14 protein-coding genes and 3 tRNA genes are annotated in these 26593 nt (G+C 28.4%); 8 read left to right on the top strand and 9 right to left on the bottom strand.

Annotation, left to right across the window (positions count from 1 at the left end; translation table 11 throughout):
• Positions 1 to 4 precede the first annotated feature (4 nt).
• Together ilvD and murI are read right to left on the bottom strand one after the other, a co-directional pair.
• Complete coding sequence (gene ilvD / locus ACUBP5_RS00570; protein ID WP_482168371.1) at positions 5 to 1687, bottom strand: dihydroxy-acid dehydratase; 1683 nt, start codon at positions 1685 to 1687, stop codon at positions 5 to 7.
• 1096 nt (positions 1688 to 2783) lie between these two features.
• The gene (murI, locus tag ACUBP5_RS00565; RefSeq protein ID WP_482168370.1) at positions 2784 to 3590 is read right to left on the bottom strand and encodes a glutamate racemase; all 807 of its coding nucleotides are present in this window, start codon (positions 3588 to 3590) and stop codon (positions 2784 to 2786) included.
• 541 nt (positions 3591 to 4131) lie between these two features.
• Between murI and mutS the strand changes: the two genes are divergently transcribed.
• The 3 genes from mutS to ACUBP5_RS00550 all read left to right on the top strand — a co-directional run bounded on the left by mutS (position 4132) and on the right by ACUBP5_RS00550 (position 6988).
• Positions 4132 to 6741: a DNA mismatch repair protein MutS gene (gene mutS / locus ACUBP5_RS00560; RefSeq protein WP_482168369.1), complete on the top strand. Its 2610-nt coding sequence runs from the start codon at positions 4132 to 4134 to the stop codon at positions 6739 to 6741.
• 45 nt (positions 6742 to 6786) lie between these two features.
• A tRNA-Gly gene (locus ACUBP5_RS00555) sits at positions 6787 to 6859 on the top strand.
• A 44-nt stretch (positions 6860 to 6903) separates the two neighbouring features.
• Positions 6904 to 6988: transfer RNA gene (locus tag ACUBP5_RS00550), tRNA-Leu, on the top strand.
• Positions 6989 to 8393: 1405 nt separating this feature from the next.
• Here the strand turns inward: ACUBP5_RS00550 and ACUBP5_RS00545 are convergent.
• The 3 genes from ACUBP5_RS00545 to bamG all read right to left on the bottom strand — a co-directional run bounded on the left by ACUBP5_RS00545 (position 8394) and on the right by bamG (position 13747).
• A complete protein-coding gene (locus ACUBP5_RS00545) occupies positions 8394 to 10511 on the bottom strand; it encodes a peptidylprolyl isomerase (RefSeq protein WP_482168368.1) in 2118 nt (705 codons plus the stop codon).
• A 72-nt stretch (positions 10512 to 10583) separates the two neighbouring features.
• On the bottom strand, positions 10584 to 11870 hold the full coding sequence (locus ACUBP5_RS00540) for a hemolysin family protein (protein WP_482168367.1): 1287 nt from the start codon (positions 11868 to 11870) through the stop codon (positions 10584 to 10586).
• A 578-nt stretch (positions 11871 to 12448) separates the two neighbouring features.
• On the bottom strand, positions 12449 to 13747 hold the full coding sequence (gene bamG / locus ACUBP5_RS00535; protein WP_482168366.1) for a BamG family beta-barrel-assembly machinery protein: 1299 nt from the start codon (positions 13745 to 13747) through the stop codon (positions 12449 to 12451).
• A 146-nt stretch (positions 13748 to 13893) separates the two neighbouring features.
• On the opposite strand from bamG, the gene ACUBP5_RS00530 reads away from it, so the two are divergent.
• Positions 13894 to 13966: transfer RNA gene (locus tag ACUBP5_RS00530), tRNA-Phe, on the top strand.
• A 976-nt stretch (positions 13967 to 14942) separates the two neighbouring features.
• Here ACUBP5_RS00530 and ACUBP5_RS00525 read toward each other — a convergent pair.
• The 4 genes from ACUBP5_RS00525 to ACUBP5_RS00510 all read right to left on the bottom strand — a co-directional run bounded on the left by ACUBP5_RS00525 (position 14943) and on the right by ACUBP5_RS00510 (position 20540).
• Complete coding sequence (locus ACUBP5_RS00525) at positions 14943 to 15434, bottom strand: OmpH/Skp family outer membrane protein (protein ID WP_482168365.1); 492 nt, start codon at positions 15432 to 15434, stop codon at positions 14943 to 14945.
• 294 nt (positions 15435 to 15728) lie between these two features.
• Positions 15729 to 18275 carry a BamA/OMP85 family outer membrane protein gene (locus ACUBP5_RS00520; RefSeq protein ID WP_482168364.1) on the bottom strand — a complete coding sequence of 849 codons (2547 nt, stop codon included), beginning with the start codon at positions 18273 to 18275 and terminating at the stop codon, positions 15729 to 15731.
• Complete coding sequence (gene uppS / locus ACUBP5_RS00515) at positions 18275 to 19033, bottom strand: polyprenyl diphosphate synthase (RefSeq protein ID WP_482168363.1); 759 nt, start codon at positions 19031 to 19033, stop codon at positions 18275 to 18277. Before uppS ends, ACUBP5_RS00520 begins: the two co-directional genes overlap by 1 nt.
• Before the next feature lie 616 nt (positions 19034 to 19649).
• Positions 19650 to 20540: an NAD kinase gene (locus ACUBP5_RS00510; RefSeq protein ID WP_482168362.1), complete on the bottom strand. Its 891-nt coding sequence runs from the start codon at positions 20538 to 20540 to the stop codon at positions 19650 to 19652.
• Between the two features lie 926 nt (positions 20541 to 21466).
• Here ACUBP5_RS00510 and ACUBP5_RS00505 point away from each other — a divergent pair.
• From ACUBP5_RS00505 to mnmG, 4 genes are all read left to right on the top strand, one after another.
• The gene (locus ACUBP5_RS00505; protein ID WP_482168626.1) at positions 21467 to 22402 is read left to right on the top strand and encodes a GHMP family kinase ATP-binding protein; all 936 of its coding nucleotides are present in this window, start codon (positions 21467 to 21469) and stop codon (positions 22400 to 22402) included.
• Positions 22403 to 22900: 498 nt separating this feature from the next.
• Complete coding sequence (locus ACUBP5_RS00500) at positions 22901 to 23707, top strand: pseudouridine synthase (protein WP_482168361.1); 807 nt, start codon at positions 22901 to 22903, stop codon at positions 23705 to 23707.
• A gap of 532 nt (positions 23708 to 24239) precedes the next feature.
• On the top strand, positions 24240 to 24686 hold the full coding sequence (gene ybeY / locus ACUBP5_RS00495; protein WP_482168360.1) for an rRNA maturation RNase YbeY: 447 nt from the start codon (positions 24240 to 24242) through the stop codon (positions 24684 to 24686).
• A gap of 2 nt (positions 24687 to 24688) precedes the next feature.
• Positions 24689 to 26557 (top strand): tRNA uridine-5-carboxymethylaminomethyl(34) synthesis enzyme MnmG, encoded by a 1869-nt coding sequence (mnmG, locus tag ACUBP5_RS00490; RefSeq protein WP_482168359.1) that lies wholly within the window; start codon positions 24689 to 24691, stop codon positions 26555 to 26557.
• Positions 26558 to 26593 lie beyond the last annotated feature (36 nt).

Raw genomic sequence — 26593 nt, 5'->3', positions numbered from 1 at the left:
ATCCTTAGAACTCATCAGTTAAACATCCTTGAGAAGCGGAAGATACTGTTTTTGCATATTTATAAAGCCATCCATTAGCTACTTTTAAAGGAGGTTGAACCCATTTTAGTCTACGTTTATTCCACTCGTCTTCACTTACTTTAATATTAATAAGGTTTTTTTCTGTATCAATAGTGATAAGATCTCCATTACACACAAAAGCGATTGGCCCTCCTTCTTGCGCTTCAGGGGTGATATGTCCTACTACGAAACCATGGGATCCGCCAGAAAATCTTCCATCCGTAATTAAAGCGACTTCTTTTCCTAGACCGGATCCCATTATATAGGCTGTAGGTTTTAGCATCTCAGGCATTCCAGGACCACCTTTAGGCCCGACATATCTGATTACGATAACTTCCCCTTTATCAATTTTGAGTGCTAAAATGGCGTAATTAGCCTCTTGTTCAGAATTAAAAACCCTAGCAACCCCGGAAAATATAGTTCCTTCTTTCCCTGTAATCTTAGCTACAGCTCCTTGTGGAGCAAGATTCCCATATAGAATACGAATATGTCCATCCTTTTTTATCGGTTGTTCTAAAGGATATATAATTTTTTGATCAAAAGAAAGAATAGGTACTGATTTTAAATTTTCTTCTAAAATATTTCCTGTAACGCTCATACAGTTACCTTTTAAAATGCCTTTCTCAAGTAAATATTTCATAATAATAGGGGTGCCTCCGATAGCATGTAAATCTTCCATTAAAAATTCCCCACTGGGCTTAAGATTCCCTATGAAGGGGATTCTATCGTTAATCCTTTGAAAATCTTTAAGATGAAGAGATATACCTGCGGTTTTGGCAATTGCAAGTAGATGCAAAACTAAATTAGTCGATCCTCCTAAAGCTATAGCTAAAGCAATAGCATTCTCAAGAGAGTCTTTTGTAACAATATCCTTAGGTTTAATGTCTTTCTGTAAAAGTTTCTTAATAGCTTTCCCTATCTGTAAACATTCATAATCTTTATCGCCTCCTACGGCAGGCCTTGAGGAGGAGTAAGGGAGAGTCATACCCATAGCCTCAAGAGCTAATGCCATGGTATTAGCTGTATACATTCCTCCACAAGCACCAGCGCCAGGACAAGAATTTTTAATGATATCTTTATATTCTATCTCTGATATTAATTCTTGATTTTTTTTCCCTAAGGCCTCAAAAGCTGATACCACATCAAGCTTCTGGGATTTATAACTACCTGAGGATATGCTCCCACCATATACAATAATAGAGGGCCGATTAATTCTAAGAAGCGCCATCAAAACTCCAGGCATATTTTTATCACAGCCAGGTATAGCAATAATTCCATCGTAATGCTGAGCATTTACAACTGTTTCTATGCTATCTGCAATTAACTCCCTAGAAGGTAGCGAATACCTCATACCTTGAGTGCCCATAGAAATTCCATCACTCACTCCTATAGTATTAAATTGGAACCCTATCAGTTCTTCCGATTCTATAGAATATTTAACCTGTTGACTCAGTTTATTAAGATGCATATTGCAAGGATTCCCTTCATACCAATTGCTTACAATACCTATCTGGGCTTTTTTAAAATCTTTTTCTTTTAATCCTGTAGCATAGAGCATAGCCTGAGCTGCTGGGAGACTAGAATCCTGGGTAAGCTGACTACTAAAATGATTGATTTGTTTTTTCATGGATTTTTTTCAAAAAACTTTTACCTAATAAAAAAACCCTGCCTCTTTCGAAAATAGGGGTTTATATACATACGCAATGTACCCGCGCCCTAACTGATTAGGAGAATAACTGATAAAATATAATTATCTATAAATTATTAAAATTATTTCATGTAGCAAACATAATTAAAAAAAGATGATTAAAAAAATAAGCATTTCTCGTATTCATATATACAACGTATTAAGTTAATATTCATAATACTATTCTCGTAATCTATTTTTTAAAATTTCTTATCTCTTATTTAGAGATATCAATTCTCATAAATTCTATATATTATTAATAATAAAAACCTTATTTACCTTATTAAGGATAACTATAATTATGCTATAACTCTTTATTTATTAGAAAAGTGATTTTATTCTTTTTTTACAGAAAATCAACCTAATCAGTAAACATATATCAATATTAGTGAGTATTTTTCAGGTAGAAATGATCTCATATGTATTACTTATATATACTGTACGTAGTGAATTGATATAAAAGTATATCCTAAATAAAATAGGGTTTTATATCCTTTTTACTAAGTTCTTATATTAAGCTTCTAGATGTAAATAGAATTTATAAGATTATTTTTTAATAAATTTTATAATAAAACTTCGAAAGTTTTTTATGCCATTTAAATTAAGGATGTGTATTTCGGCAAATAAATATTAATAAAGAATTATATAGTAATGATCCCAATTTTTATAAAAAAAACTAATCTTTCAAAGATTATGTAATTTTATCAAAAGACAATAACTTCTGAAGTTCTATGTATACACTATCTTGTATAGATAAAGAAATTATATAGATAATTTAACATCCTAAATTTTATAAAAAGTTTAGTAAAACTTCCATTTAGAATATGGACATATAATATAAATTATATAAAAGAATATATTCTAACCTTATATCATAATATGTAGAGTTAGTTAATCTTAATCATTAAAAAAATATCCATTATTTGGATTTATATTATCTATAATAAGGTTAAAAATATTAATTAACAATTAATGATTTATTCTTCTATTCTTCTTGAAAATAAGATTTACATGCTAAAAAATTATAGAAGAATGCTTAAAAATTTAAGTAAATCTCTTTAAAAGAAATTTCACCGCCAAAAAACTCCTGAGCACGATTATTAAAATTTTCTGTAAAAGCAGATGTATAAAAAATATCTTCTGTAATTTTATTTTTTGCCAAAGCATCTCTATTTTTCAATGTAAGATACAATTGTTCAGCTAATAACTTTGGAACTTCTACTATAGGGATAGTCCCCTTGTAAAAACAATTAATTTCTTTAAAAAGTATAGGATAGTGAGTGCAACATAGCAATAGAACTTCTATGCCAAATAGTATTTCTTGATTTAAATAATATTTCAAAATAGCAGATGAAATTTCATTGTTTACAAACCCTTCTTCTACCATAGGGGCTAGTAAAGGAGTAGCTAAGGAACATAACTGCATATGAGGACAATTATATTTAATTTCTTTCTCATACATACGAGATTGTATAGTAGAACGAGTAGCTATAAGACCAATTTTTTTATAAGTTTTTTTAGAAATATAAAGTATAAGGGGATGAATCACATTGAGTATAGGAATTTTATTTCCAAAAGTTTCTTTAAGTAGTGAAAAAGCATTAGATGATGCGGAATTACAAGCTATTACGATTGCTTTACACCCTTCTTTTACGAGAAATTGTCCTATAATTAGGGAATATTTTTCAAGAGTCTTGCGAGATTTATCCCCATAAGGAAAATGTAACGTATCACCAAAATAGATTAAACGCTCATTAGGCATACGTTCCTTAATAGCTTTAACTATGGTAAGGCCTCCTAATCCTGAATCGAAAATACCTATCGCAGAGTCTTTATTTATCACTATTAATAGTTATTTTGTACAAAAAATAGATTATAAATAACTTCCATCTCCATATAACCAATATTTACTTAGAAAGTAATAACTATGTTTTTTTATATTCAATAATTTCTTCTTAAATATTTTTTTTTAATTTATTATCAAAAAGAATCACGATATGTTTTATTACACTTAAATTTATTTTAAGTAAATTCCACATCTCTTTATAAGATGCAATTATTTCATAATAAGCGGGTTAGTTAATAAAAAATGCTCTATAAATATATACTAAATACTTATAAAAGTATGCAAACAATGTTCAGCATTAAAACATCCTAATTTCGGTTAAATGATATATAAGTGTTAATTGTTTTTGTATTACAAATACTCTCCTTATATTTTATTACTAAATAAATATTTTCTATATGGCTAGAAATACTAGTAATATTTTTATATCCTTTACTCGAAACTAGTTCTAGTTTTTTTAACGAATAATTTCCTTATTTTATGAGGACCTATAATCCTTATTACCTTATATAAAATAATCAACTTAGTTTAGGTCTATATGAAGTCACAAAGCACCCCTTTGATGAACCAATATGCTCAAATAAAGGCACTCTATCCCGATGCACTTTTGTTATTTCGTGTAGGTGACTTTTACGAAACCTTTGACGAGGATGCTATTAAATGCGCTAAAGTTTTAAATATCGCACTTACAAAACGCTCCAACGGAGCCTCATCAAAAACAAATTTAGCAGGGTTCCCATATCATACATTAGATAATTATTTGCCTAAACTAGTAAGGGCGGGGTTCCGTATTGCTATTTGCGATCAACTAGAAGATTCTAAAAAAACCAAGAGTATTATAAAGAGAGGAATTACTAGTATAATAACGCCGGGTATAGCGCTTAATGATCAAGTACTACAGCCGAGATCGAATAATTTTTTAGCTGCGTTTCATATTGATAAAGAACAATCAGGATTAGCTTTGCTCGACCTTTCAACAGGTGAATTTCTTATTACCCAAGGGTCTCTTACTTATATTTATCAGCTTATTTGCCGTTTTTCTCCAAGTGAAGTGCTTTATAAAAAGCAAATGAAAAGTGATTTTGAAAAAATCTTAGATAGGAAATATTTTAGTTACCCCATGGAAGATTGGGTTTTTGATTATTCTACTGCTTATGAAAAACTTATTCGTCACTTTAAAACTCACTCGCTAAAAGGGTTTGGAGTAGAGACTCTTAAATATGCTATTATAGCTGCAGGGGCTATCCTAATTTACTTAGAGAACACCCAACATGATAAGATTTCACATATTTCTTCTTTAAATAGAATTGATGAGAGTCAATATGTATGGATGGATCAATTTACCTTAAACAATCTTGAAGTATTACATTCTAATCATCCTAATGGATTATCTCTTTTTGATATACTTGATTGTTGCCTTACTCCTATGGGCTCTAGATTATTAAAGCGTTGGTTAATATTTCCTCTTAAAGAAATATCTTCTATTAAAGAACGTTATAATTTACTAGAGGCCTTACGGATCTCACCAGATATCAGCTCTAAACTTAGTGAAAAATTGGGCTCTATCGGTGATATAGAGCGTCTTTCTTCAAAGGTAACTACAGAGAAAATAAATCCACGTGAACTTTTATATCTAGGCCATTCTCTAAATAACATATGTACTATAAAACAAATTTTATCACTTTCCTCAAAAGAGGCTCTAAAAAAAAAATCCAAGGATTTTCCTAATTTTATAACCCTATATAGACATATCTTCAAAGTTTTACATACAGATCCTCCTCATCAACTTGGGAAAGGACAAGTTATAGCTTCAGGTTTTTCTAGAGAATTAGATGAAATGCGTCTGTTTTTGATTTCTGCTAAAGAGCATCTTGAGGCTATTACAATAAGCGAAAAAGAACGTAGTGGAATACAAAATCTAAAGGTATCTTTCAATAACGTTTTTGGATATTATATAGAAATACGAAATATACATAAAGAAAAGGCCCCTTTACATTGGATCCGCAAACAAACTCTTACTAACGTAGAGCGTTATATAACTCAAGAGCTTAAAGAGTATGAGGATCGTATTTTAGGAACAGAGGAAAAAATTCTCCGTCTTGAAGTAAATCTGTTTCTACAATTAATATCTAAAGTAGGAGAACATATAGAAATTTTACAGAAAGGCGCACAATTACTTGCTCATTTAGATGTTATTTTAGCTTTTTCTAAAACAGCTGTAAAAAATCAATACACACAAGCCGAATTAAATCAAGGATTGAGTATTTTTATAGAAAAGGGACGTCATCCAGTACTCGAAAATAGCCTACCTATAGGTAAAGCTTACGTCCCTAATGATATATCGATAGATCCTCAATCAGATCAAGTATTAATTATAACCGGACCGAATATGGCAGGTAAGTCTGCTTTTCTTCGTCAAACGGCTTTGATTTCAATTATGGCCCAAATTGGGAGTTATGTCCCAGTAAAACGTATGCAAATGGGGATAATAGATAAAATATTTAGTCGTGTGGGTGCCTCAGATAATCTATCTCTAGGAGAATCTACTTTTATGGTAGAAATGAACGAAACAGCTAATATTTTAAATAATCTTTCAAAACGTAGTTTGATCATATTAGATGAAATAGGTAGGGGTACGAGCACTTACGATGGAGTATCTATTGCTTGGGCCGTAGCAAAATATATTCATCAGCATCCCATGCGGCCTAAAACTTTATTTGCTACTCATTATCACGAACTTAATAATATGACTCTTTCTTTTCCTAGAATTAAAAATTTTAATGTTTATGTAAAAAAGATTGACGATAAAATTCTTTTTATGCATAAAATTATTCCCGGTGGAAGCGAGCATAGTTTTGGTATTTACGTAGCTAAGATGTCTGGCATACCTTTAGAAGTGGTTAATTATGCGGAAAAAATGCTTAAAGATCTTGAAAATTCCCAAACTTATAATTCTTCTAATAGAGAATCCAGGAGAAAAGTGGGTTCTAAGGTTTTACAAATGAGCTTCTTTCAACTCAAAGATAATGTTCTTAAAGAACTTAGTAATGAAATTATGAATTTGGATATAAATACTATTACCCCTTTGCAAGCACTTTCTCAACTTGATAGAATAAAAAAAATACTTATAAGATCATTTGAGAAATAAATTAGAAGACTTTATCTTTGTTTTTTCTAGAATATTGAGTATTCTGCGAGAATAGCTCAGTTGGTAGAGCACGACCTTGCCAAGGTCGGGGTCGCGGGTTCGAGTCCCGTTTCTCGCTCTTAATGAGGAGTATTAAACTTACATATAATCCCTCTTTATAAGGCCCAGGTGGTGGAATAGGTAGACACGCAGGACTTAAAATCCTGTAGCCATTATGGCTGTACGGGTTCAATTCCCGTTCTGGGTACACTTTTTAATTATTAAAAATAATAATAAAGTAGTTCCTCAATACAAGTTCTACTAGAAAATATATGTTAGATTTGAGTCTATTATAGATCTCTAAAAGAAACATAATATATCTTTTTTTTTAAAAAAAGATTATTAGTTCTTTTATATTAAAAGAATAGGTTTATTTAAATGATTTAATATATTCGCTATTACTCCCTCTTCCTCTATCTTTATTAGAGAGAACTTAACTCTTTTAACTAGTTCGTCGTTTTATTAGTCATAATAATCATTTATATATTAAAGTAAAAAGATTTTACTTATTCATTTTCTTTTTTCTAAATAAGGTTTTTTAGTTAAAATATTAACCAATAAAAAAACTTCTATAAATAATATTCCAAAGTAAGCTACTATATATTGAATAAGAAGATATTTTCTAGAATATTCAAAAATTTTGATTATATAATATAAAAAAAATAGACTATTAGCCATCTTAATCAACCCAGAAATGATATAAGCTAAGCCTACATACCGTGGATATTTATAATAAATTTGTATATAAAATACAAGGAAAATAGCACTTATAGGAATCAAAAAACTATATATAATCCATATATTAAGTCTCTGTTTTAAGATAAATTTTGCTATAGAACTATGTATAACCATAATAATAAAAGTAAATATAATAAAATGAGTTATATATTTTCTAATATCATTCCAGCGGCTTTTCATAATTTTAAATTAAATACCTATTATACTAAGTGATAGTGATTCTATTTTATTTTTTCTCATTACTCTTCATATTAAAGAATAACTTTGTTTTGTTATGGATACTTAGTTTTTGGGAGATAATGAAAATATCTAAAAGTAAAACTCCCTACTAGGTAATTTTTTTTTTAGAGAGTAAAATGCATTTATACTTATATACATATAAGTAATATTTACTAATGTATATATTTCTATTCGAAAATGTAAAAAAAAAATTGTTTGAAACTAAGACTTTAATCTTCTAAAATATTTAGATATGTTTTTTATAATTTGCTATAGCAAATTATTTGCTGCTATTTAAACTACTTCCTAGTAAAAATATACCTTCTCCCTCCCCCTTCCCCTTATAGATTATATACAGAACTGCTATTACTTAAATAAATTTTTTCTTATAAAAGAAATACATTACTAGGTATTTCTAAAGAACTATATAATAAAGTTATAAATTCATTTTTTCTTAATTAAAGGATCTTTATATTTTTTTTTACTATACCTGAATATATGTATAAAACATGATCATTTATAAGAAAAAGTACTACAAATCATATTTATCAATCTAAAAAGCTTTCTCTAAAATTTAGATTCTAAATCTAGAACGCTCAATATTTACAATTTATTATAAAAATATTTCTTTTTTATTTAGATTAATATTACCTATATCACTTAGGTAATATTAATCTTTCCTGTCTATAATCTTTAATTTTATATTTATTTTTTAATGATTCTAAAATTAGAATAGGATTAATGTTTTTTTCGATATCTATCTTTTTAGAAGAATCATGGTTTTTTATATTTCTAGTACGTTCCAATGCATATATTATAAATAACCCTTTGTTCCCTTCTATAGGGTTAGATTGCTTATTTAATGTAATTCCTATAGCTGCACCTACTACTTTAGGTTCAGGCCCTATCCCCTTTATTTCAGAATCAGAAAATGCAACATGAACATTTTTTGTTATTTTTTCTCCTAGAATATTTGCAAGATCTTTAAGAGTGACTGTATTTATTTCTTGTATTTTTTTAGATAGTAGAGCAGCGATCTTTTTTTTCTTTAGAATAGGAATAATCTCTTCTCTTACATTTTCTAATGTAGCAAATCCTTCTTTTTGAAGACCTGAAAAACGTACTATAATATAGTCTCCATAAGAAGTCGTAAACATTTTAGTATCTCCTTTTCTACGATCTTTTTCAAAAGACCAATGAATAATATCTAAATCAGAATCTGTTTTAAGCCCTTCTATAAAAGGTTGTGAAGGTAAAATCTCCCTCAAAACTAGTGTTTGATAACCTGATCCCCTAGCTTTATTAATAAAAAAATTCTCACTCTTCTTTGAAATAGTTTGCATAAACTGCGTTGCCTTAGTATATATAGAATTCTCAGTTTCTTTTGAGGGTTGCAGTTTTTTTACTAAAATAGCTAATTTATAAGCAGGGTTCTTTATAGAACTTTTATCATCAATTCTTATAATATGGTATCCAAAGGAGGTTTCGACTATACCAATAGATCCCTTTAGATGTCCTACTATATAATTTTGGAACTCCTGAGTAAAGTTCTGGTCATCACTTCTGCACCAACCTAAGTTTCCCTTATTACTACTAGCTGAAGGATCATCAGATTTTTCTACTAACGCTTCAAATTTTTTAGGATCTAAATTAATAGTTGATAAAATATTTTCAGATATTTTTTTTGCTTCTTCTCTACTACGTCTGGATTTTGAATTTAAGGCTTCTTTATAAGAGATAAGGATGTGACTAGCTTTAGTAGATTCAGAAAGCATTTTTTTATCAACGAGCTTAATTACGATATAAGAATTTAGATCTTTAATTGGTCCATAAATTTCGCCAATTTTAGCGCTCTTAAGAAAAGTTCTTAAAAAAAAAGGTATTTGTTTCTCTAAATAATAAGCCAAATTATAAGGTGCTTCAGAATTAGCTAAGATAAATTGTTCATCATCTATGGCATTTCTTAAGCCTTTAGCTAAAATTTGCATCTCTTGCTCCATTTTTTTTGTATCCTTTTTTGAGGGACTTCCAGAAAAAAATACAATGCTCAAATCTGAGGAATTATGTCTTTTATAAAGCGCTGGATGTGATTCTATATATTTTTTAATCTCTTTATCTTTTATAGATATAGAATAGTATGAATCATACTTTCGGTAAGGAATAAAAATATAATTAATCTTAGTAGATAAGCTTTCAACATTATTAAATGGGTTAGCTTTGGTTTTATAAGTATTCAAATATGCGAGTATCATTTCCATGTATCTATCGCCTCGCATTTTTTTTGGTATATTTTCTTTTTGATACTTCCATATGTTACGCTCCTCAATTATCTGAGGATTTTTTTTTACATTATTTTCTAAACTAGAAAGGTAGTTTATAAACATTTTTCGATTAAAAACACCTTTTTTATCCTGGAATTTTTGAATACCCGAATATATTGACTCTTTGCCAATAGCTTCCCAAAAATCCTTATCGTTCACTTGTATGCCTACTTTTTCTGCTTGTTGATTTAAAAGTTTTTCATTTAATATAGAATCCCAAGTTTGGAAAGCTAGATAACTTTCTGGTATGCCCTGAGATAATTGTCTATAAAATTCTATTCGTTCAAGATATTCTTGACGTGTTATTTTATCGCCGTTCACTTCACCTATAACATTTGGATCTTTTCCAAGATTTAAAAGAGTTTTAGGATCTAAAAGAAAGGCAATCATAGCTAACCCTATAATTATGATTAATAACCATGATTTTTTTCTAATTTTTCCTAATAAAGCCATTTGAAATATAATTTGTAAGGTATACGAAAGTACGATTTAAAACTAAAATTTGAAAAATTCAAATTCTAAGATTTATGTTGTTTTAATAAAAACTTCTTCTATTCTATTTTTAGAAACTTTTTTTACTTCAATATATATATTTTTTATTTGTATGCTTTTACCTATTCTTGGAATATCTTCGGTATGTTCAACTATTAATCCTCCAATAGTTTCATATTGTTCTGAAATAGGTAGATTAAGTTTATATTTATCATTAATATAATTAACTTCAAGACGTCCAGAGAAAAGAAATTCAGTATCATTGATTTTTTCTTCTAGAAGGTATTTTTTATCATGTTCATCTTCAATATTTCCAAGAAATTCTTCTAGTAGATCTTCAATAGTAATTAATCCTGCCGTCCCTCCATATTCATCTAAAACTATAGCTATACTTTTATGCTTTTTGATTAAAAGATTCATTACTTTTTGTGCTCTTGTAGTAACATGTACAAACTCTAAAGGCATTAAACTTGAACGAAGATTCTTTGGTTTTTTAAAAAGTTCGAAATAGTGAAGATACCCTTCAAGATCATCAAGATTGCCTTCATTGCAAATAATTATTTTAGAAATTCCATTTTTAATGAATTTTGCAATTACTTCTTCTATAGGATCCTCTATATTTGCTGTAATTATTTCATTTCTAGGAATCATGCATTCTCTAGCTTTAATTTGCGAAAAATCTAATGCACGGTGAAAAATTTGTACCTCTGATTCAATGTCCTCCTTGCGGAGAGTTTCTATTTTTTCCGAAATAAAAAAACTAAGATCTTCTCTATCAAAAATCCGAGTTTCGTTTTGTTCTTTTTCTCCCGATAGTTTTAAAATTTTGTTTGAAACCCATATCAATAAGGACGTTATAGGAGAAAGAACTTGGAAAATAATATAGGCAGGTATAGCAAAAAAATAAAGTGCTTCAGCTGCATAGACACTGAAAAATGCTTTAGGTAAGAATTCTCCTATAACTAAAATAATTAAAGTAGATAAAATGCTTTGTAAAAAAAGGATTGATAATCCTGGTTCTCTTCCTAAAGAGAAGCTTTCGAGTAGAAATTTTGTAATCAAATCGCTCATATACAACCCGTAAATTACTAAAACAATAGTATTACCTATAAGCATGGCAGCAATAAAACGCTTATATCTTCTACTTATTTTGGATAAAAACTTAGAAGATAGATTTTCTTTTTTTTTTTGTAGTTCTATCTGAAACTTATTACAGGATATAAGGGCCATTTCCATTCCTGAAAAAAAAGCTGATAAAAACAGCGTGATGAGTATAAAAAATATATTGGAAATCATAGGATTTTCCCCCTTAAAAAACAATAATTACGTCAGTATTTTTTAATATGACATTATCCAAATTTTCTAAACTTTCCAACCCACTTTTAGCTTGCAACTCTGTACCGTTAGTGCAATAATTTTTTGTTAAAGTTTTAGTGTATTTTTTTCCCCTCTTTTATCTCAAATAATTTCATCTGTCTGTAAAGTATCTCCTTGTACATTGATAACTTCTACATGACCTTTTGCTTTATAGATACCTTTTTCTTCAATTTCTTCTGTCCAGTCAGCTTTTAGATATCTTGGTCCTAACTAGTCTTTTTCATAAAAAAATTATATATATCCCCTCAGGGAGGGATTTTAGACTTTCCCCTTTTTCAGATTGGTACTGTTCAACTAAAGACGCTTTTGATATCCATTTTTAATTCTCCTGAAACTTTATTGAGGATATGCGCTTGTTTAACCCCCGATTAGAGATAAGGGCTTTGTTTAATGTATAATTATTCTTTTTACTATTACAACTGACATGTAAGATAAAAGGCCAGAAAACAAAATATATTTTCAAATAAAACCTTCATCGTATTTTAAGGCTCATTAATTTATAAAGTTTATAAAAAATATAACTAGTCGTAAACTGTTTTTTCAAACCATTTAGAACCAAATGTAAAGCTAACTCTTAAAGTTATATAAATTTCTCTAATAAGCCCTTTCTGGACGCTTCCCATTTGCCCTAATCCAACCCCTATATTAAAATAAGAAGGAACCTGCTTATAGACATCATCTTCCCTTTTTAAGGGAAGACTTATTCCAAAATTTATTCCATAATCGTTAATTGACTGATTAAAAAGGAATAACCCTGTTTTTTTATAAAAAATTCCACATCTATAGATTAGTCCTGAAAAATAATCCTTATGAGAATTATACTTAGGTATCCAATATCCTCCTAGAGAAAACCGTTGACTATTTTCCCATTCTTGGGGAAATTCCCCTTTGGGGAATCTCAAAGAATTTAATTCACTCATTTTGTTCCAGTCGAATTGGAAGCTAAGTAGCCAATTGAGATCTTTCTCATAGGCAACCCCTAAACTAAAGGAATTTGGTATATGGAATGGAGCTTCTTCCAACTTAGAAGAATTATCTTTAATTTCTTTATATTTTTTTCCTTGATTAGGAATATCTCCTCCAATTTTAAATCCGGTAGAATAAGTAGTTCCCATAATCCACTTTTTACCATTATCTAATTCCGTACTGTAAAGGGCTCCTAGTTTTATCTCTAATTGCTTAATTTCAGAGTTAAAATTTAAGAACTGTAACGTTTTATCAGATGGAATCTGTTTATAATTTCTCTCTATGATTCCATGAATATAACCTGCTGTAGCCCCTATTTGAATCCTATCGTTAATAGTATAACTCACTAGAGTTTGCAATGCATTTATATTTCCAGATCCTTCTATATTGTTTATCGATGGATTAGAACTTATAGGAGGATAAGATTTTTCTGAGAGATGATTAATATGACCACTATAAGGCTGGGCAGATAGAGCCATAAACCATCTTTCGGTTAAAGGGAATCCAAAAGAAATTTTTGAAAAATAGAAAGTATTTCTCGAATTAAAAGCATTATCCCCAGAATATGTCACCCAGATGGAATTACCTTCAAGACAAAAAATAGTATAGCTAATTCCATAATTAGAAGCTGGATTAGAAAAATTAATTCCACTTCCTAAGATAGACTTATAAGCAGTTGAAATTCCCCCCATACTTCTTATTAAGATGTCATTATCTATAAGTTTTTCTCCAATTCCGTAATTACTATAGGAAGAGATAGACAACACCTGAGCTTGAAGTCCTGTAAATAAAGGACATAAAATAAAAAATACTATACTATTAAGATATCTTCGTAAACACACAAAATAAAACACACAAAATAAGTTTTACAATAATTAAGCAAAGATGTAATTTTTTATTTATTAAAATAAAAATTAAGAAAGTTTATTTTTTAAACAATTATGTAATATTGGAAGATATTATATTTTCTATTAGCTTTGTTGTGACGCGTTCTTGTATAGGTACCTTAGCTCAGTTGGTAGAGCAACGGACTGAAAATCCGTGTGTCCCCAGTTCGATTCTGGGAGGTACCACTGCGTTTTATACACTACTATAAATCTTTTTTCCTTATTTTATATTTACTTTATATAATTGATAAAATTATATGCTAATAAAAATTACATACAGCATATATAGTTTTTTAAACATTAAGCCTATCTTTACTTTAAGTTGTTTTTCTGAGTTATATCAGAAAAAAAAAATAACCTCCTCTCGGAGAGGTTTATAAAATAACTTCACTTACTTTTAGTAAGTAATTAAACTATGAATAATTTTATGAAATTCTTATATCTTACATTAAGATATCTTTCTCCCCCCTTTTCTAGGATTAATTCTACAATAATTTTTATTTAAACTTTTTGATAATTTTACTGTAGCATAAGACTATAAATTTTACGTGCTATGCTTACTAATAGTCTATCTTTATAGAGAAAAAATCTAAATAAATACATTGAACAATAATCTAATACTAATCCCCTTCTAAATTTAGAGCAAATTATTCTTCATAAGAATTACAATAGATAAAATAGACATTAAGAGCTTAACCCCTATTTTAGGGGTTAAAAAATAAATAAATTATTATTACTATTACTATAATAACAATAATTTATGCTTTTGAACTTAATCTGATACTACAGAAAACAAAGTAAATATATTTAAAATCGCTTACTAAAAATTTAAACTTAAAAGCTACTTACCTATTAAAATATGTAAATCTATAGATATACACGTCATAAAATGATTAGATCTTATATTAAGAGAACATATTTAATTTGTATCACATTTTTTCTCTAAATAATAAAAAACTATTACTTATATATAGTAATTTATAATGCTCTTCATAAGGATAAAAGATAAGAAGAGGACAAAATTATTTCTAAAAGAATATATATATTTTGTAGTTTTAAAAGAATAACCCTCTTCATTAATATGATTATTATCTCATAATGAGAGAACTTAAAAATCATAAACAATTAAACTCCTTTAACTATAATTAGCCCCCTATGCCCATTATTTTCCTAATTTATTTTTTATCTCTTGTGTAAGATCTATTGAATTAGCTACGATCACTCCTTTTCCAGGACTGCTATCTAATACATATTCTAAATTTTTATTATTAGCTACTTCACGTATAACCTTTTCTACTTTGCTATAGATATATGAAAAAGCTTTTTCCTGCTCCTTTACTAAGGATTCTCCCGCAGTACGTTGATAGATTTGAGCTCTCTGTTGCAGATTATTAACTTCCTTAACACAAGAACTCTTTTTATTAGAAGGACTTTTTTCACATTCTTGTATTTTTGCTTGTATTTGCCCAATGAGTCTTTGTAATTCTTTTGAATGTTTTTGTTCTAATGCATTGAGTTTTTCTTGAACAGTTTTTGCTTCAGACAAATTATTCATGACATCACTAACATTTACATGAGCTACCCTAAGGGATTGTGAAAATCCTAAAGAAGTGATTATAAATAATAAAGAGGCATATACAATACTTTTTTTCATATGTTCTAATTTTATATCTTTGGGAAAGGTTATCATTTTTTTTATATCCATAATACTACTCCTTACTCATCCTCCCCCCCCCTCCACCAATTTATACTAGGGAATTGAAGAATTACAAATTTAAGATCTATACATATTATATTCAAGTTATTTTTTTTTAAAAAAAAAAATAATAGATAGCTTTATATATTTGATTTTTTTTATATTCTAACCTAATTATTTTTAGATATAAATAAAAGATAACACTAAAAAACTTTTTCCCTAATTTTTATATCTATCTATTTTTTAGTTTTACTAAAAATCTTTTCCTATTACAAAATGAGTTTGCCATTTTGATGGAAGTGTAGTGTTATCAAATCCATATCCAAAATCAACCCCAATAAGACCAATAGCAGATATAAATATACGTACACCAAAACCAGCTGATCTTTTTAATTCAAAAAGTTTATATTTTTTATATTCATCGCCGACATTCCCTGCCTCAGAAAAACATAGCATCCATATTTTTAATATATCATTTATTAACACAGGATATCGCAATTCCAAAATAAACTTATTATAAATTATACCTCCTCCTACTGCAATAGGTGATGTAGGATTTGGATCCCCTGCATTAGGATATCCCCTCAAGGGGATATAATCTCTTCCACCTAAGCTAACGCCTGTTAAACTAGTCCCCCCTATAAAAAATTTTTGAAATTCAGATATACTTCCTGAGTTATAATTTTTGATAAAACCAAACTCACCTCCTATTTTAGCTATAAAATTTTTAAAAATGTCTCTGTACCAATATCCTAGCATTTTAAATTTAAAGTATTCTATCCATTCATAATTATTTTTTGTGTTTTTTTTATTGAAAAAAGAATAAGGAAAAGTTAAAATACCCGTGATATTAAATTCTGAACCATTAGTAGGGAATATCATATTTGGCCCTATAGAAATACGACGGATTGATATTGAGTGGCTTAAATCATTATATATTTTTGTTATGGAATGCCCATTTAGATCTATATCATTTTTATTATGCTGTTCATAATTTAAAGATGAACAAATACTAAATTTGTTATCCGGCCAATTTAGCTGTTTAATAAGGCTTAAAGAAGTACTAAAAGTAGTTAAAAAATTATTAGTCTCTGATTTAGATTCAGTGTCAATTTTTTCTTCAGCATCAGAATTAGATACTTTTGAACTATCTAATTCTAATTCGGAATTTTTATTTTTTATATTCTGTTTAGAATAATTTATAGAGAAATTTAAAGAGGCAAGATTTTTAATGTTAATCAAAGGTTCTATAAAAGAAAGACTATAAGATTGAAACTCATATCCAGCCTGAACTGATAAAGATATATGTTGTCCATCACCCTGAGGAATCGGGTTCCATTTTCTCCGTTTAAAAATATTTTTAAAGGAAAAATTATTAAATGCTAATGCCAGAGTACCAAGTAATCTGCCGTTTCCGTAACCGCCTTGGAATTGAATTTGACTGGAACCTTTTTCTGTGAGTTGCCAATTAATATCTGTAGAATGTGTATTGGGGTTAACCATGATATCTGGAATAATTTTTTCTGATTCAAAAAGCCCTAACTGTAATAAATTGAGGAAAGTACGTTTGACATCTATTTTGGAAAATAGATGCCCTGGATATGTTAATAACGCGGGTATAATTACATTATCTTTTGTTAACGTGTTCCCTGAAAAGGTGACTTTATCTAAAGTAGTAGGATTATATTCTTTGATATAGACGTCTATATCCATAATATTATGATCTTTTACTATTATTTTTTCTGTAATTGTTATTTCAGAGAATAGGTACCCTTTATCTAGATAAGCGGATAAAATACTGCTATCATATTGCTTATCACAAATTTTTTTACGTATCCCGATAAAATCATATAAATCTCCTTTTTTATAGTTAAGCATTTCTTTAAGTTTCTTATCATTAAACACTGTATTCCCGATAAAAGAAATATCTCCAAGATAATAACGTTGTCCTTCGTTTAACTTTATTTTAATACCGTAATTTTTTTTATTTATCTTCCATATATTATGAGAAACTATATAAGCATCTCGAAATCCTAGAGATTGGTATTTTTCTATGATATGTTTTAAATCTTGTTCGAACTCATCACTAATATACCTTGATGGAGAAAATATCAAACTAGAAAAAAATCTTTTTTTCTTGGCATTTTTTATGCTTTTAAGTAAGATATTATCAGATAACTCTTTATTACCTTCAAATATTATTTTAGATACTTTTATTCGATCATTACTTTTAACATAAATAACTAGATTGGATTTATTTTTCTTGTTCTTATACGTTTTAAACTTAACTTCTACTTCTGAATAACCCTTCTCTTCATAGTATTTTAGGATGTCAGCCTGAATATTTTTTAATAGATTTTCACTAATTCTAATTCCAGTTTTTATAGGGTTATTTTTAAAGATTTTTTCAAATTGCAATTCTTTTATCCCTTCAACCTCAATCTCGGAAAGCTCGGGAAGTTCTTCGAGATAAATTTCGAGATAGAGTTGATCCTTATTTATTTTTGATGCATAAATATCTATATCATTAAACATATGAGTATTCCATAATTCCTTTATCGCATGATTAATTTTATTTCCAGGAATTATAATTTGATCTCCTATATTTAAATGGGCAAAACGTAAAATCTGACTTTTGCTAAGTCCTGATGTCCCTTTAATATCTATGTCCGCTAAAATATAAACTTTGGGTTTTTTATTAGTTATCTCATCTTTGCCCAATGTTTGTTTATGAATTTGAGCTGATAGCATGCTCATATAAAAAAGGGCAAACAAAACTGTAAAAGAATAATTTTTCATTATGAAAGATTAGAATATTGATCTTTAATTTGTTCTTGAGTTTTTCCAAAACGACGTTCTCTTTTTTGGTAAGCATAGATAGCTTCAAAAAAGTCATTCTTTCTAAAATCAGGCCATAGTACTTCAGTAAAATAAAACTCGGCATAAGCTGCTTGCCAAAGCATAAAATTACTGATTCGTTGTTCACCACTAGTACGTATGATCAAATCAACATCGGGAATTTCTGCTGTATAAAGGTAATTTTTATACGTTTCTATGTTGATATCTGATAGATTTATTAGACCTTTTTTTAACTTCTCTAAAATCATTTTAGTAGCTCGAATAAGTTCTTGTCTAGCACTATAATTTAGTGCTAAAATAAGCGTTCCTATTTTGTTATTTTCGGTTTTTTCTATTGAATATTGGAGTTGATCTAAAAGTTTTTTGGGAAGAATATGGGTTTCGCCTATAGCCATTAGGCGAATCCCCATTTTATGAATTCTTTCAATATTATCTCTAAGGTTTTCATAAAGCAACTCCATCAAAAAATGGATCTCATGCTTTGGGCGTTCCCGGTTTTCCAAAGAAAAAGTGTATAGTGTGATATACGGGATGTTTAATTCTTGACAAGCTTCAATAGTTGAAGTTATAGAGCCTATAGAATTTTTATGACCAATCGTTCTTATCAGACCTTTTTTTTGTGCCCATCGACCACTGCCATCCATAATAATGGCAACATGTTTTGGTATCTTATGAAGATGTATATTTTGTGATAACATTTGCATAGGTGAATAATTGCCCTAGATGAGGATATTAATTAAAGATATAAATAGATGTCTTTTATTTAGGATATATAACAACAGTTTTAGCTCAAAATAATCAAATTTATAAGATTTTATATTGCGATTTTACATTCTCTATAACCTAAGTTCATTTAATCATTAGCATAATGACTTTAGGCATATTCCTTTTTTAGCTTGTATTATTATAATGTATTTATGTAAAATAACCTTTTATATAATTTTTTATATAAACTATTTTATAAGAGAACTTATATTTAATATATAACCTCCTTCCCTTGTCCCTAAAAGTAATATTACAAATCATTCATTATGTATATTTTTATATAAATATCTGAAGATCATATCCCCTACGGGGAGGGGGGGGGATTTTTATTTGAGTAATTTATATTCATAGGCACATGACAAAATAAATGATTTTTTTTAAAAAACAAATTTTTCTAATAGTGAATAGAATTATTCATATTGGAAAAATTATATAAAGAACCGCTTAAAATCTAACTATAAAAAAATGGACATCAAAGGTAATTAATTATTATAGATTTGTAGTCTTTTATTAACTTCTCTTTCTTTAGAGAAAGATCCATGTTATTGATCAATTTCTCTGATCAGCTCCCCAGAGAAGTTTTTCTCGAAGTGTTTTATAGTAAGTTTGTGATTCATCTTGAATGATGTAGATGTTAAAAGGCGCTTTTTTTATGGTAAGTTCTGTTTTGGTTTTTAAAGATTGGATACGTGCATCTAATGAAAGTGAATACTCTTTAACACGACTATGTATTTTAAGTTTAATATATTGATTATCTGGAATTATTAGTGGTCGAGCAAATAAATTATGCGGAGCTATAGGCGTTAACACAAAATTTTTATTTTCCGGAGTAATAATAGGGCCTCCACAACTCAAAGAATAACCTGTAGAACCCGTTGGGGTAGATAAAATAAGTCCATCTGCCCAATAAGAGGTTAAAAATTCATTGTTGATATAAACCTCTATAGTGATCATGGAAGTAGTCTCTTTTCTGAGTACTGCAATTTCATTAAGGGCAATAGGCATGGCTGTTTTTTTAAAGATCTTTTCATCATCTTCAATATAAAGTAGACTTCTAGCTATAGGTTTAAATTTTTGTTCAAGGATACCATCTAACTTGTGAATAAAAGCATTTTTGTTAAAAGTAGCCAAAAAACCTAGATTCCCAGTATTAATGCCTACAATAGGAATCCCAGAATCTTTAACAAAGTTTACAGCTGATAATATAGTCCCATCTCCTCCGAAAGTAAAAATGAATTGAAATTTTTCATTAATGGTTTTTTTTTGATAAAAAATAGGTTTATCAAGTGTTTTAAGTTCTTTAAAATTTTTTAAATTCTTAAAAAATAATTGTTCTATATATAATTCAATATCATGTTTATTTAAATACTCTAGAAACTCTACTATATAAGGAATATTCTCAGTTTGTATATTTTGACCGTATAAACCGATTTTTTTCATATTTTATATTTAAATATAAATTGTTTTAGCGACTATTTTAGACTTATTATTATTGATATAATTACATATTATAGTTAAGGAATATATTTTCTTATATGATCTATACGATACTTTTATAAATGCAATTTTTGAACGATATTCTTAACTTTAGACAATTAATTGTCAACTATCTACTATAAACCAGCTTTTAACTAACTATAGTTATTTTAATATGTTAATTCCGGTAAATTTATAGAATTCTTTCAGGGGGAAGGTCTTTACTTGCAAAAGTATAAAGTCATACTTTACGCCTTTAATATTGATGTTTTACTCCTAAGTTTATAATAAAATTCAATAACTTTTGTGTTATTAATAAACTTAACATAATAAATAGTAATTGAGAAAGTAATCTTATGCTTGAATAAAAGATAGGTAAAATTATATGTATAAAAGAGTTTACAAAAAAAAAGTGATATCTTTATCTATATGTTAATAAACATAAGATACTAATTGAGTTAAAGCAAATTTCATTATATGAAAATAATGAAAGAGAAGATATAGTATATAGAGATTTTAATCGTAAATTCTTCATATATATTATATTTGGGTTAGGAACTATTATATTCTTTAGATTAAAGAATTATAAGAGGACTTTACTGATAAGTAGTTAAAAAGATAGTATTATGAATAATATTATATAATGGGTAATGAACGGTTAGAAAAGATCAGTTTTTAAAGTTTAAATTATGATTTAAAAGAGATTAATCTAATAAAGATCTATAAAGTATTAATATAACTAAATTATAAGATCTACAATCCTAACAAAAGAATTTATAAATCTTGTAAAGATGCTAAGTATATTAAAAATTAAAGATATTATTATAGAGATAGCTTTAATTAAAGCATTTTTAGTAAATTTACAGAGTATCATTTCATTAGTAATGAAAATAAAAAAGTCTCTATTCCCTGCTAAATTAATTCTTTTTGGTGAGTATGCTGTCATGGAAAATTCTAAAGGACTTTGTATACCTCACGATTTCTACAAAGGTACTCTTAAATTTAAAAGTCAGTCTGAGATATTTTCAAATCTTTCTAATAAAATTCTGATGAGATACGCTGACTTTCTTAAGAAATTACAACAGCATGATGATTTTACAGTAGATCTAGATCTTTACTCTATTTGTACTGATGTTGAAAAGGGAATGTATTTTCACTCAAATATTCCTCAGGGTTATGGCATAGGTAGTTCTGGAGCGTTAGTGGCAGCGATTTATGAAAATTATGTGCGTAATCGTATTTCACCGAAAAATGCCTTTAAAAAAAACTCTATTCTTATCTTAAGAAAAACATTCAGTATAATGGAGTCATATTTTCACAAAAAAAGTTCTGGAATAGATCCGTTAATTTGCTATCTTAATTTACCACTACTTATTCACTCCACTAATGATATTTCTACTGTAAATATTCCAAAAATCAAAAATGGAGTAGGAGCAATTTTTTTAATTAACTCAGGGGTTTCAAGTAGTACATCTTCTATGATTGAAGTGTTTTTTCATAAATTAAGAAATAGAGGTTTTAGAAAAACACTTCGTAAAGAATTTATGAAATATAATGATATTTGTATAGAAGCTTTTCTTAAGGAAAATTTTAAACCTTTACTTAAAAATGTAAAGTCGCTTTCAACATGGGTGTTACAAAATTTACGTCCTATGATCCCTCCGTTTCTATGTGATCTTTGGTATGAAGGTATTCATACAAATACTTACTATCTTAAATTATGTGGTTCTGGAGGTGGGGGATTCCTATTGGGTTTTGCTGGTGATTATGAAATAGCTAGGGAAAAATTAAAGGATTATAGCCCTGAAGTCATTTTTAGATTTTAAGCAACAGAAAAGTAGATATAAAACATTACATATAGCTTTATAAAAAGCTCTATTCTGATTTTTTATTGATTGTTTATCAAAACTTTTTTTTATAATTACTTATTTCTACATATTTGAACGATTACTTCTTTTATCCTTAGTATAAGGGTAATTTTTTTTAGGGATATTATACATTATAATATATAGTTTATACTATTGATTTTCTATTTATATAGGTTGGCTTGACTAACAAATTGGTCAGTCAATAATTTTTAATATACTAAATAAAGTGGTTTTTAGTTTTTAACTATTTAAATTATAGGATATATATAATTATTATAATAAACTTATAAGGGAGGGGGGTAAATATCCCAGATATTTTTTTTTTGTTTAGATTATATATTTTTAATTAATTAATGTGTGATTTTTTAACATATTTTATGATGTCATTATAATACTAGACTTATTTTATATAAGCCTATAATTAAATAGTAACATATACATTTATAAAAAATTCAAATGGAAAAAAAGGATCTTTCTTCTTTCTCTCATAAAGATATTTTTTTTGGGAGGGGGGATAGAAAATCAGTTCAAAAAAAAAATCCTGAGAACTCTTCCGAAAGCATACGATTAAATAAATATCTTGCAAATGCTGGAGTAGCCTCTAGAAGAGAGGCTGATGAGCTTATTAAAACAGGAATAGTAGAAATAAATGGGAAAATAGTTACTGAACTTGGATATAAAGTGCACTTTAAGGATCGGGTAAAATTTGATGGTAGATATATTTATCCAGAAAAAAAAGTATATATTATAATAAATAAACCTAAAGGGTTTTTAACTACGACCCATGACGAAAGGGATAGGAAAACGGTTATGGAGCTTGTGTCAAAGGCCTGCCCTTACAGGCTTTATCCAGTTGGGCGACTCGATCGTCAGACTACAGGTGTACTACTTATAACAAATGACGGAGATCTTGCGAAAAAGATGACACACCCGGCATTTAAAATTAAAAAAATTTATCATGTCATTTTAAATAGAAAAGTTCAGGGTAGTGATTTTCAAAAAATACGTGAAGGAGTTCGCTTATCAGAAGGTAAGGTCAAAATAGATGAGATTTCTTACATTCAGGGAGCATCAAAAAATGAAGTAGGTATTGAGCTCCATATAGGCTGGAATAGAGTATTACGTCGTATGTTCCAAAAATTAGGTTATGAAGTTATTAAACTAGACCGAGTTTCTTTTGGAGGTCTCACAAAAAAAACACTTAAAAGAAGACAATGGCGTATTCTAACTCAAAAAGAAATTAATTTCATTAAAATGCTGTGAAACCCTCACTAAGGTTAACATTTACTAATAAAAATAGTAAATCAACTTTATATAGAGATTTTATCTAAGTAATCTTAGATAATTTATAAATGCTACATTCCCTTTTAGTTTTTAAACTAAAAAAGATAATCATATAAATATATGATATATCTATTATGATTATAATATAAATAAAAACGGATAGAATGAACTATATACTTTTTAAAGTAAGCTAAAATTGATATTTAATAAAACAATGTTTTTATTATATAAAAATATAGATTTTCAGTAGTTTAAACTATCTTATAGAATAAATTTATTATTCTATATCCATAATCCTCTACTAGAAACGAGTATTATAATCCTCTAGAAAAAGAGAACCGATTTTTTAACAAACTATTTATAATTGCACTTTTAGTATATTTTAAAATCTAAATTAATACTTAATTTAAGATGCTAATTTTTAAAAAAAACTATAAGTTTTTTAATTAATGTAATTAAATATTAAAAACTAAATCATAGAGATTTAAAATTACTTAAATATGATAGAGTAATGATTTACTTTTTTTTTGAAACTCATTTTAAGTTACATAAAAAAAAACTATTAGAAAAATGGTTGAAAGAATTAATAATTAAAGAAAATGCTTATATAGGAGATATCAATTTTATATTTTGTGATGATAAATATCTATTAAAGATCAACCGTCTCTATTTACAGCATAATTTTTATACAGATATCATCACTTTTGATTATACAAAAAATAGGAGTATAATCTCCGGAGATATTTTTATTAGTGTAGATAGGGTCAAAGATAATGCTTTGGAATGGAAACAATCTTTTGGAATAGAACTTTGCCGTGTAATGACACATGGGGTTCTACACTTATTAGGATATAAAGATAAAAAATTCAAACAAAAAAAACTTATGCGTGAGCGTGAGGACTTTTATCTAAGTTTGTTGTTTCAACAATTCGAATATTCCCAGATGAAATTTATTTGATAATGTTTTTAAGTGTTTATGATGTAATAGTAGTAGGCGGAGGGCATGCCGGAGCTGAGGCTTCAGCTGCTGCTGGTCGTATGGGGTCATCGGTATTATTAATTACCATGAATCTTCAGACAATTGCTCAGATGTCTTGCAATCCATCTATGGGAGGAATAGCTAAAGGTCAGATAGTTAGAGAAATTGATGCCCTAGGAGGTTGTTCTGGAATAATTACTGATAAAACCATGGTTCAGTTTAGAATGCTTAATCGTTCTAAAGGGCCTGCAATGTGGAGCCCTAGAGCACAATCTGATCGTATGGCTTTCGCTCAAGTTTGGCGTTCAACTTTAGAAAGTATTTATAAAATTGATTTTTTTCAAGATACCGTTAGTGAACTTATCATAAAAAATGGACAAGTTAAAGGAGTAAAAACCTTATTAGGATTGGAAATTAAAAGTAAGACGGTAGTACTTACTAATGGTACTTTTCTTAATGGGTTAATCCATATTGGTGAAAAACAGTTTAGTGGTGGGCGTATTTCAGAAAAATCTGCTATAAATCTTAGTGAACAACTTAAAGAATTAGGATTTTCTAAAGGGCGTATGAAAACTGGCACTTCACCTAGAGTAGATGGCAGATCTTTAAATTATTTAAAAATGATTGAACAACTTGGAGATGAAAATCCTCAAAAATTTTCTTATTCAAGAACTCCTATCCTAGATAAACAACGTAGTTGTTATATCACTTATACAAATACTCAGGTACATGATATTTTACGTTTAGGCTTTGACCGTTCTCCTATGTTTAATGGAGTCATACAGAGCTCTGGTCCACGTTATTGTCCATCTATTGAGGATAAAATCTATCGTTTTGCCCAATCTGAGAGACATCAGATATTTGTAGAACCTGAAGGTTGGGATACTTATGAAGTTTATGTTAATGGTTTTTCTACTTCTCTGCCTCAAGAGATCCAGTACGAAGCGTTACGTAGAGTTTCTGGATTTGAGAATGTGAAAATTTTAAAACCTGGTTATGCTATAGAATATGATTATTTTCCACCAGTACAATTAAAGCATTCTTTAGAAACCCAACTTATAAAAAACCTTTTTTTCGCCGGACAAATTAATGGGACTACTGGTTATGAAGAGGCTGCTGCGCAAGGACTCATAGCAGGGATTAATGCACATCATAAAGTTTATGATAAAGAACCTTTTATTTTAATGCGTAATGAGGCTTACATAGGCGTATTAATAGATGATTTGGTAACCAAAGGTACTGAAGAGCCTTATCGTATGTTTACTTCACGTGCTGAATATAGGTTGCTTCTTAGACAAGATAATGCGGATCAAAGACTTACTCCTTATGCTTATAGACTAGGACTGGTAGATGATAATCGTATTAAAGAACTTGAGATAAAACTCAAAAAAGTAGAAAACTGCATACATTTTTTTGATGAAACCAATTTATGCCCTGATTTTATAAATCCTATACTAGAGGGTAGAGGTAGTACTTTGCTTTCTTCTCCTACTAGAATATCTATGATTTTAACACGTCCTGAAATTAATATAAAAGATATTCTTTACCTTCCCAAGATTCATTCTTATGTAATTTATAATTGCTTAGAGCAAGAAGAGTTAGAACAAGTTTCTATAAATATTAAATATAAAGGATATATTGAACGCGAAAAGTATATGGCGTCTAAGCTTAGACGCCTTGAACATATTCGTATTCCAGAAAACTTTGATTATTTAAAAATACGTGCTTTATCGCATGAAGCACTAGAAAAATTACTCTCTATACGTCCATGCTCTATTGGACATGCCTCAAGGATTAGTGGAATTTCTCCATCAGATATTAGCGCTCTTCTCATATATATGGGCAGATGAAGTATTATGATAACGAAAAGTTTATAAGTTTTTTAT

The sequence above is a fragment of the Candidatus Insignibacter tubulum genome, from assembly GCF_056790205.1.
Note: the sequence above shows the minus strand (reverse complement) of the source record. Positions and strands in the feature narration are given on the sequence as shown.

Excerpts from the sequence above, each read along its gene's own strand:
- uppS (WP_482168363.1), bottom strand. The coding sequence starts at position 19,033 with ATGTTATCACAAAATATACATCTTCATAAGATACCAAAACATGTTGCC.
- ACUBP5_RS00525 (WP_482168365.1), bottom strand. The coding sequence starts at position 15,434 with ATGAAAAAAAGTATTGTATATGCCTCTTTATTATTTATAATCACTTCT.
- ACUBP5_RS00545 (WP_482168368.1), bottom strand. The coding sequence starts at position 10,511 with ATGGCTTTATTAGGAAAAATTAGAAAAAAATCATGGTTATTAATCATA.
- ACUBP5_RS00520 (WP_482168364.1), bottom strand. The coding sequence starts at position 18,275 with ATGAAAAATTATTCTTTTACAGTTTTGTTTGCCCTTTTTTATATGAGC.
- ACUBP5_RS00510 (WP_482168362.1), bottom strand. The coding sequence starts at position 20,540 with ATGAAAAAAATCGGTTTATACGGTCAAAATATACAAACTGAGAATATT.
- ybeY (WP_482168360.1), top strand. The coding sequence starts at position 24,240 with ATGATTTACTTTTTTTTTGAAACTCATTTTAAGTTACATAAAAAAAAA.
- ilvD (WP_482168371.1), bottom strand. The coding sequence starts at position 1,687 with ATGAAAAAACAAATCAATCATTTTAGTAGTCAGCTTACCCAGGATTCT.
- ACUBP5_RS00500 (WP_482168361.1), top strand. The coding sequence starts at position 22,901 with ATGGAAAAAAAGGATCTTTCTTCTTTCTCTCATAAAGATATTTTTTTT.
- mnmG (WP_482168359.1), top strand. The coding sequence starts at position 24,689 with ATGTTTTTAAGTGTTTATGATGTAATAGTAGTAGGCGGAGGGCATGCC.
- mutS (WP_482168369.1), top strand. The coding sequence starts at position 4,132 with ATGAAGTCACAAAGCACCCCTTTGATGAACCAATATGCTCAAATAAAG.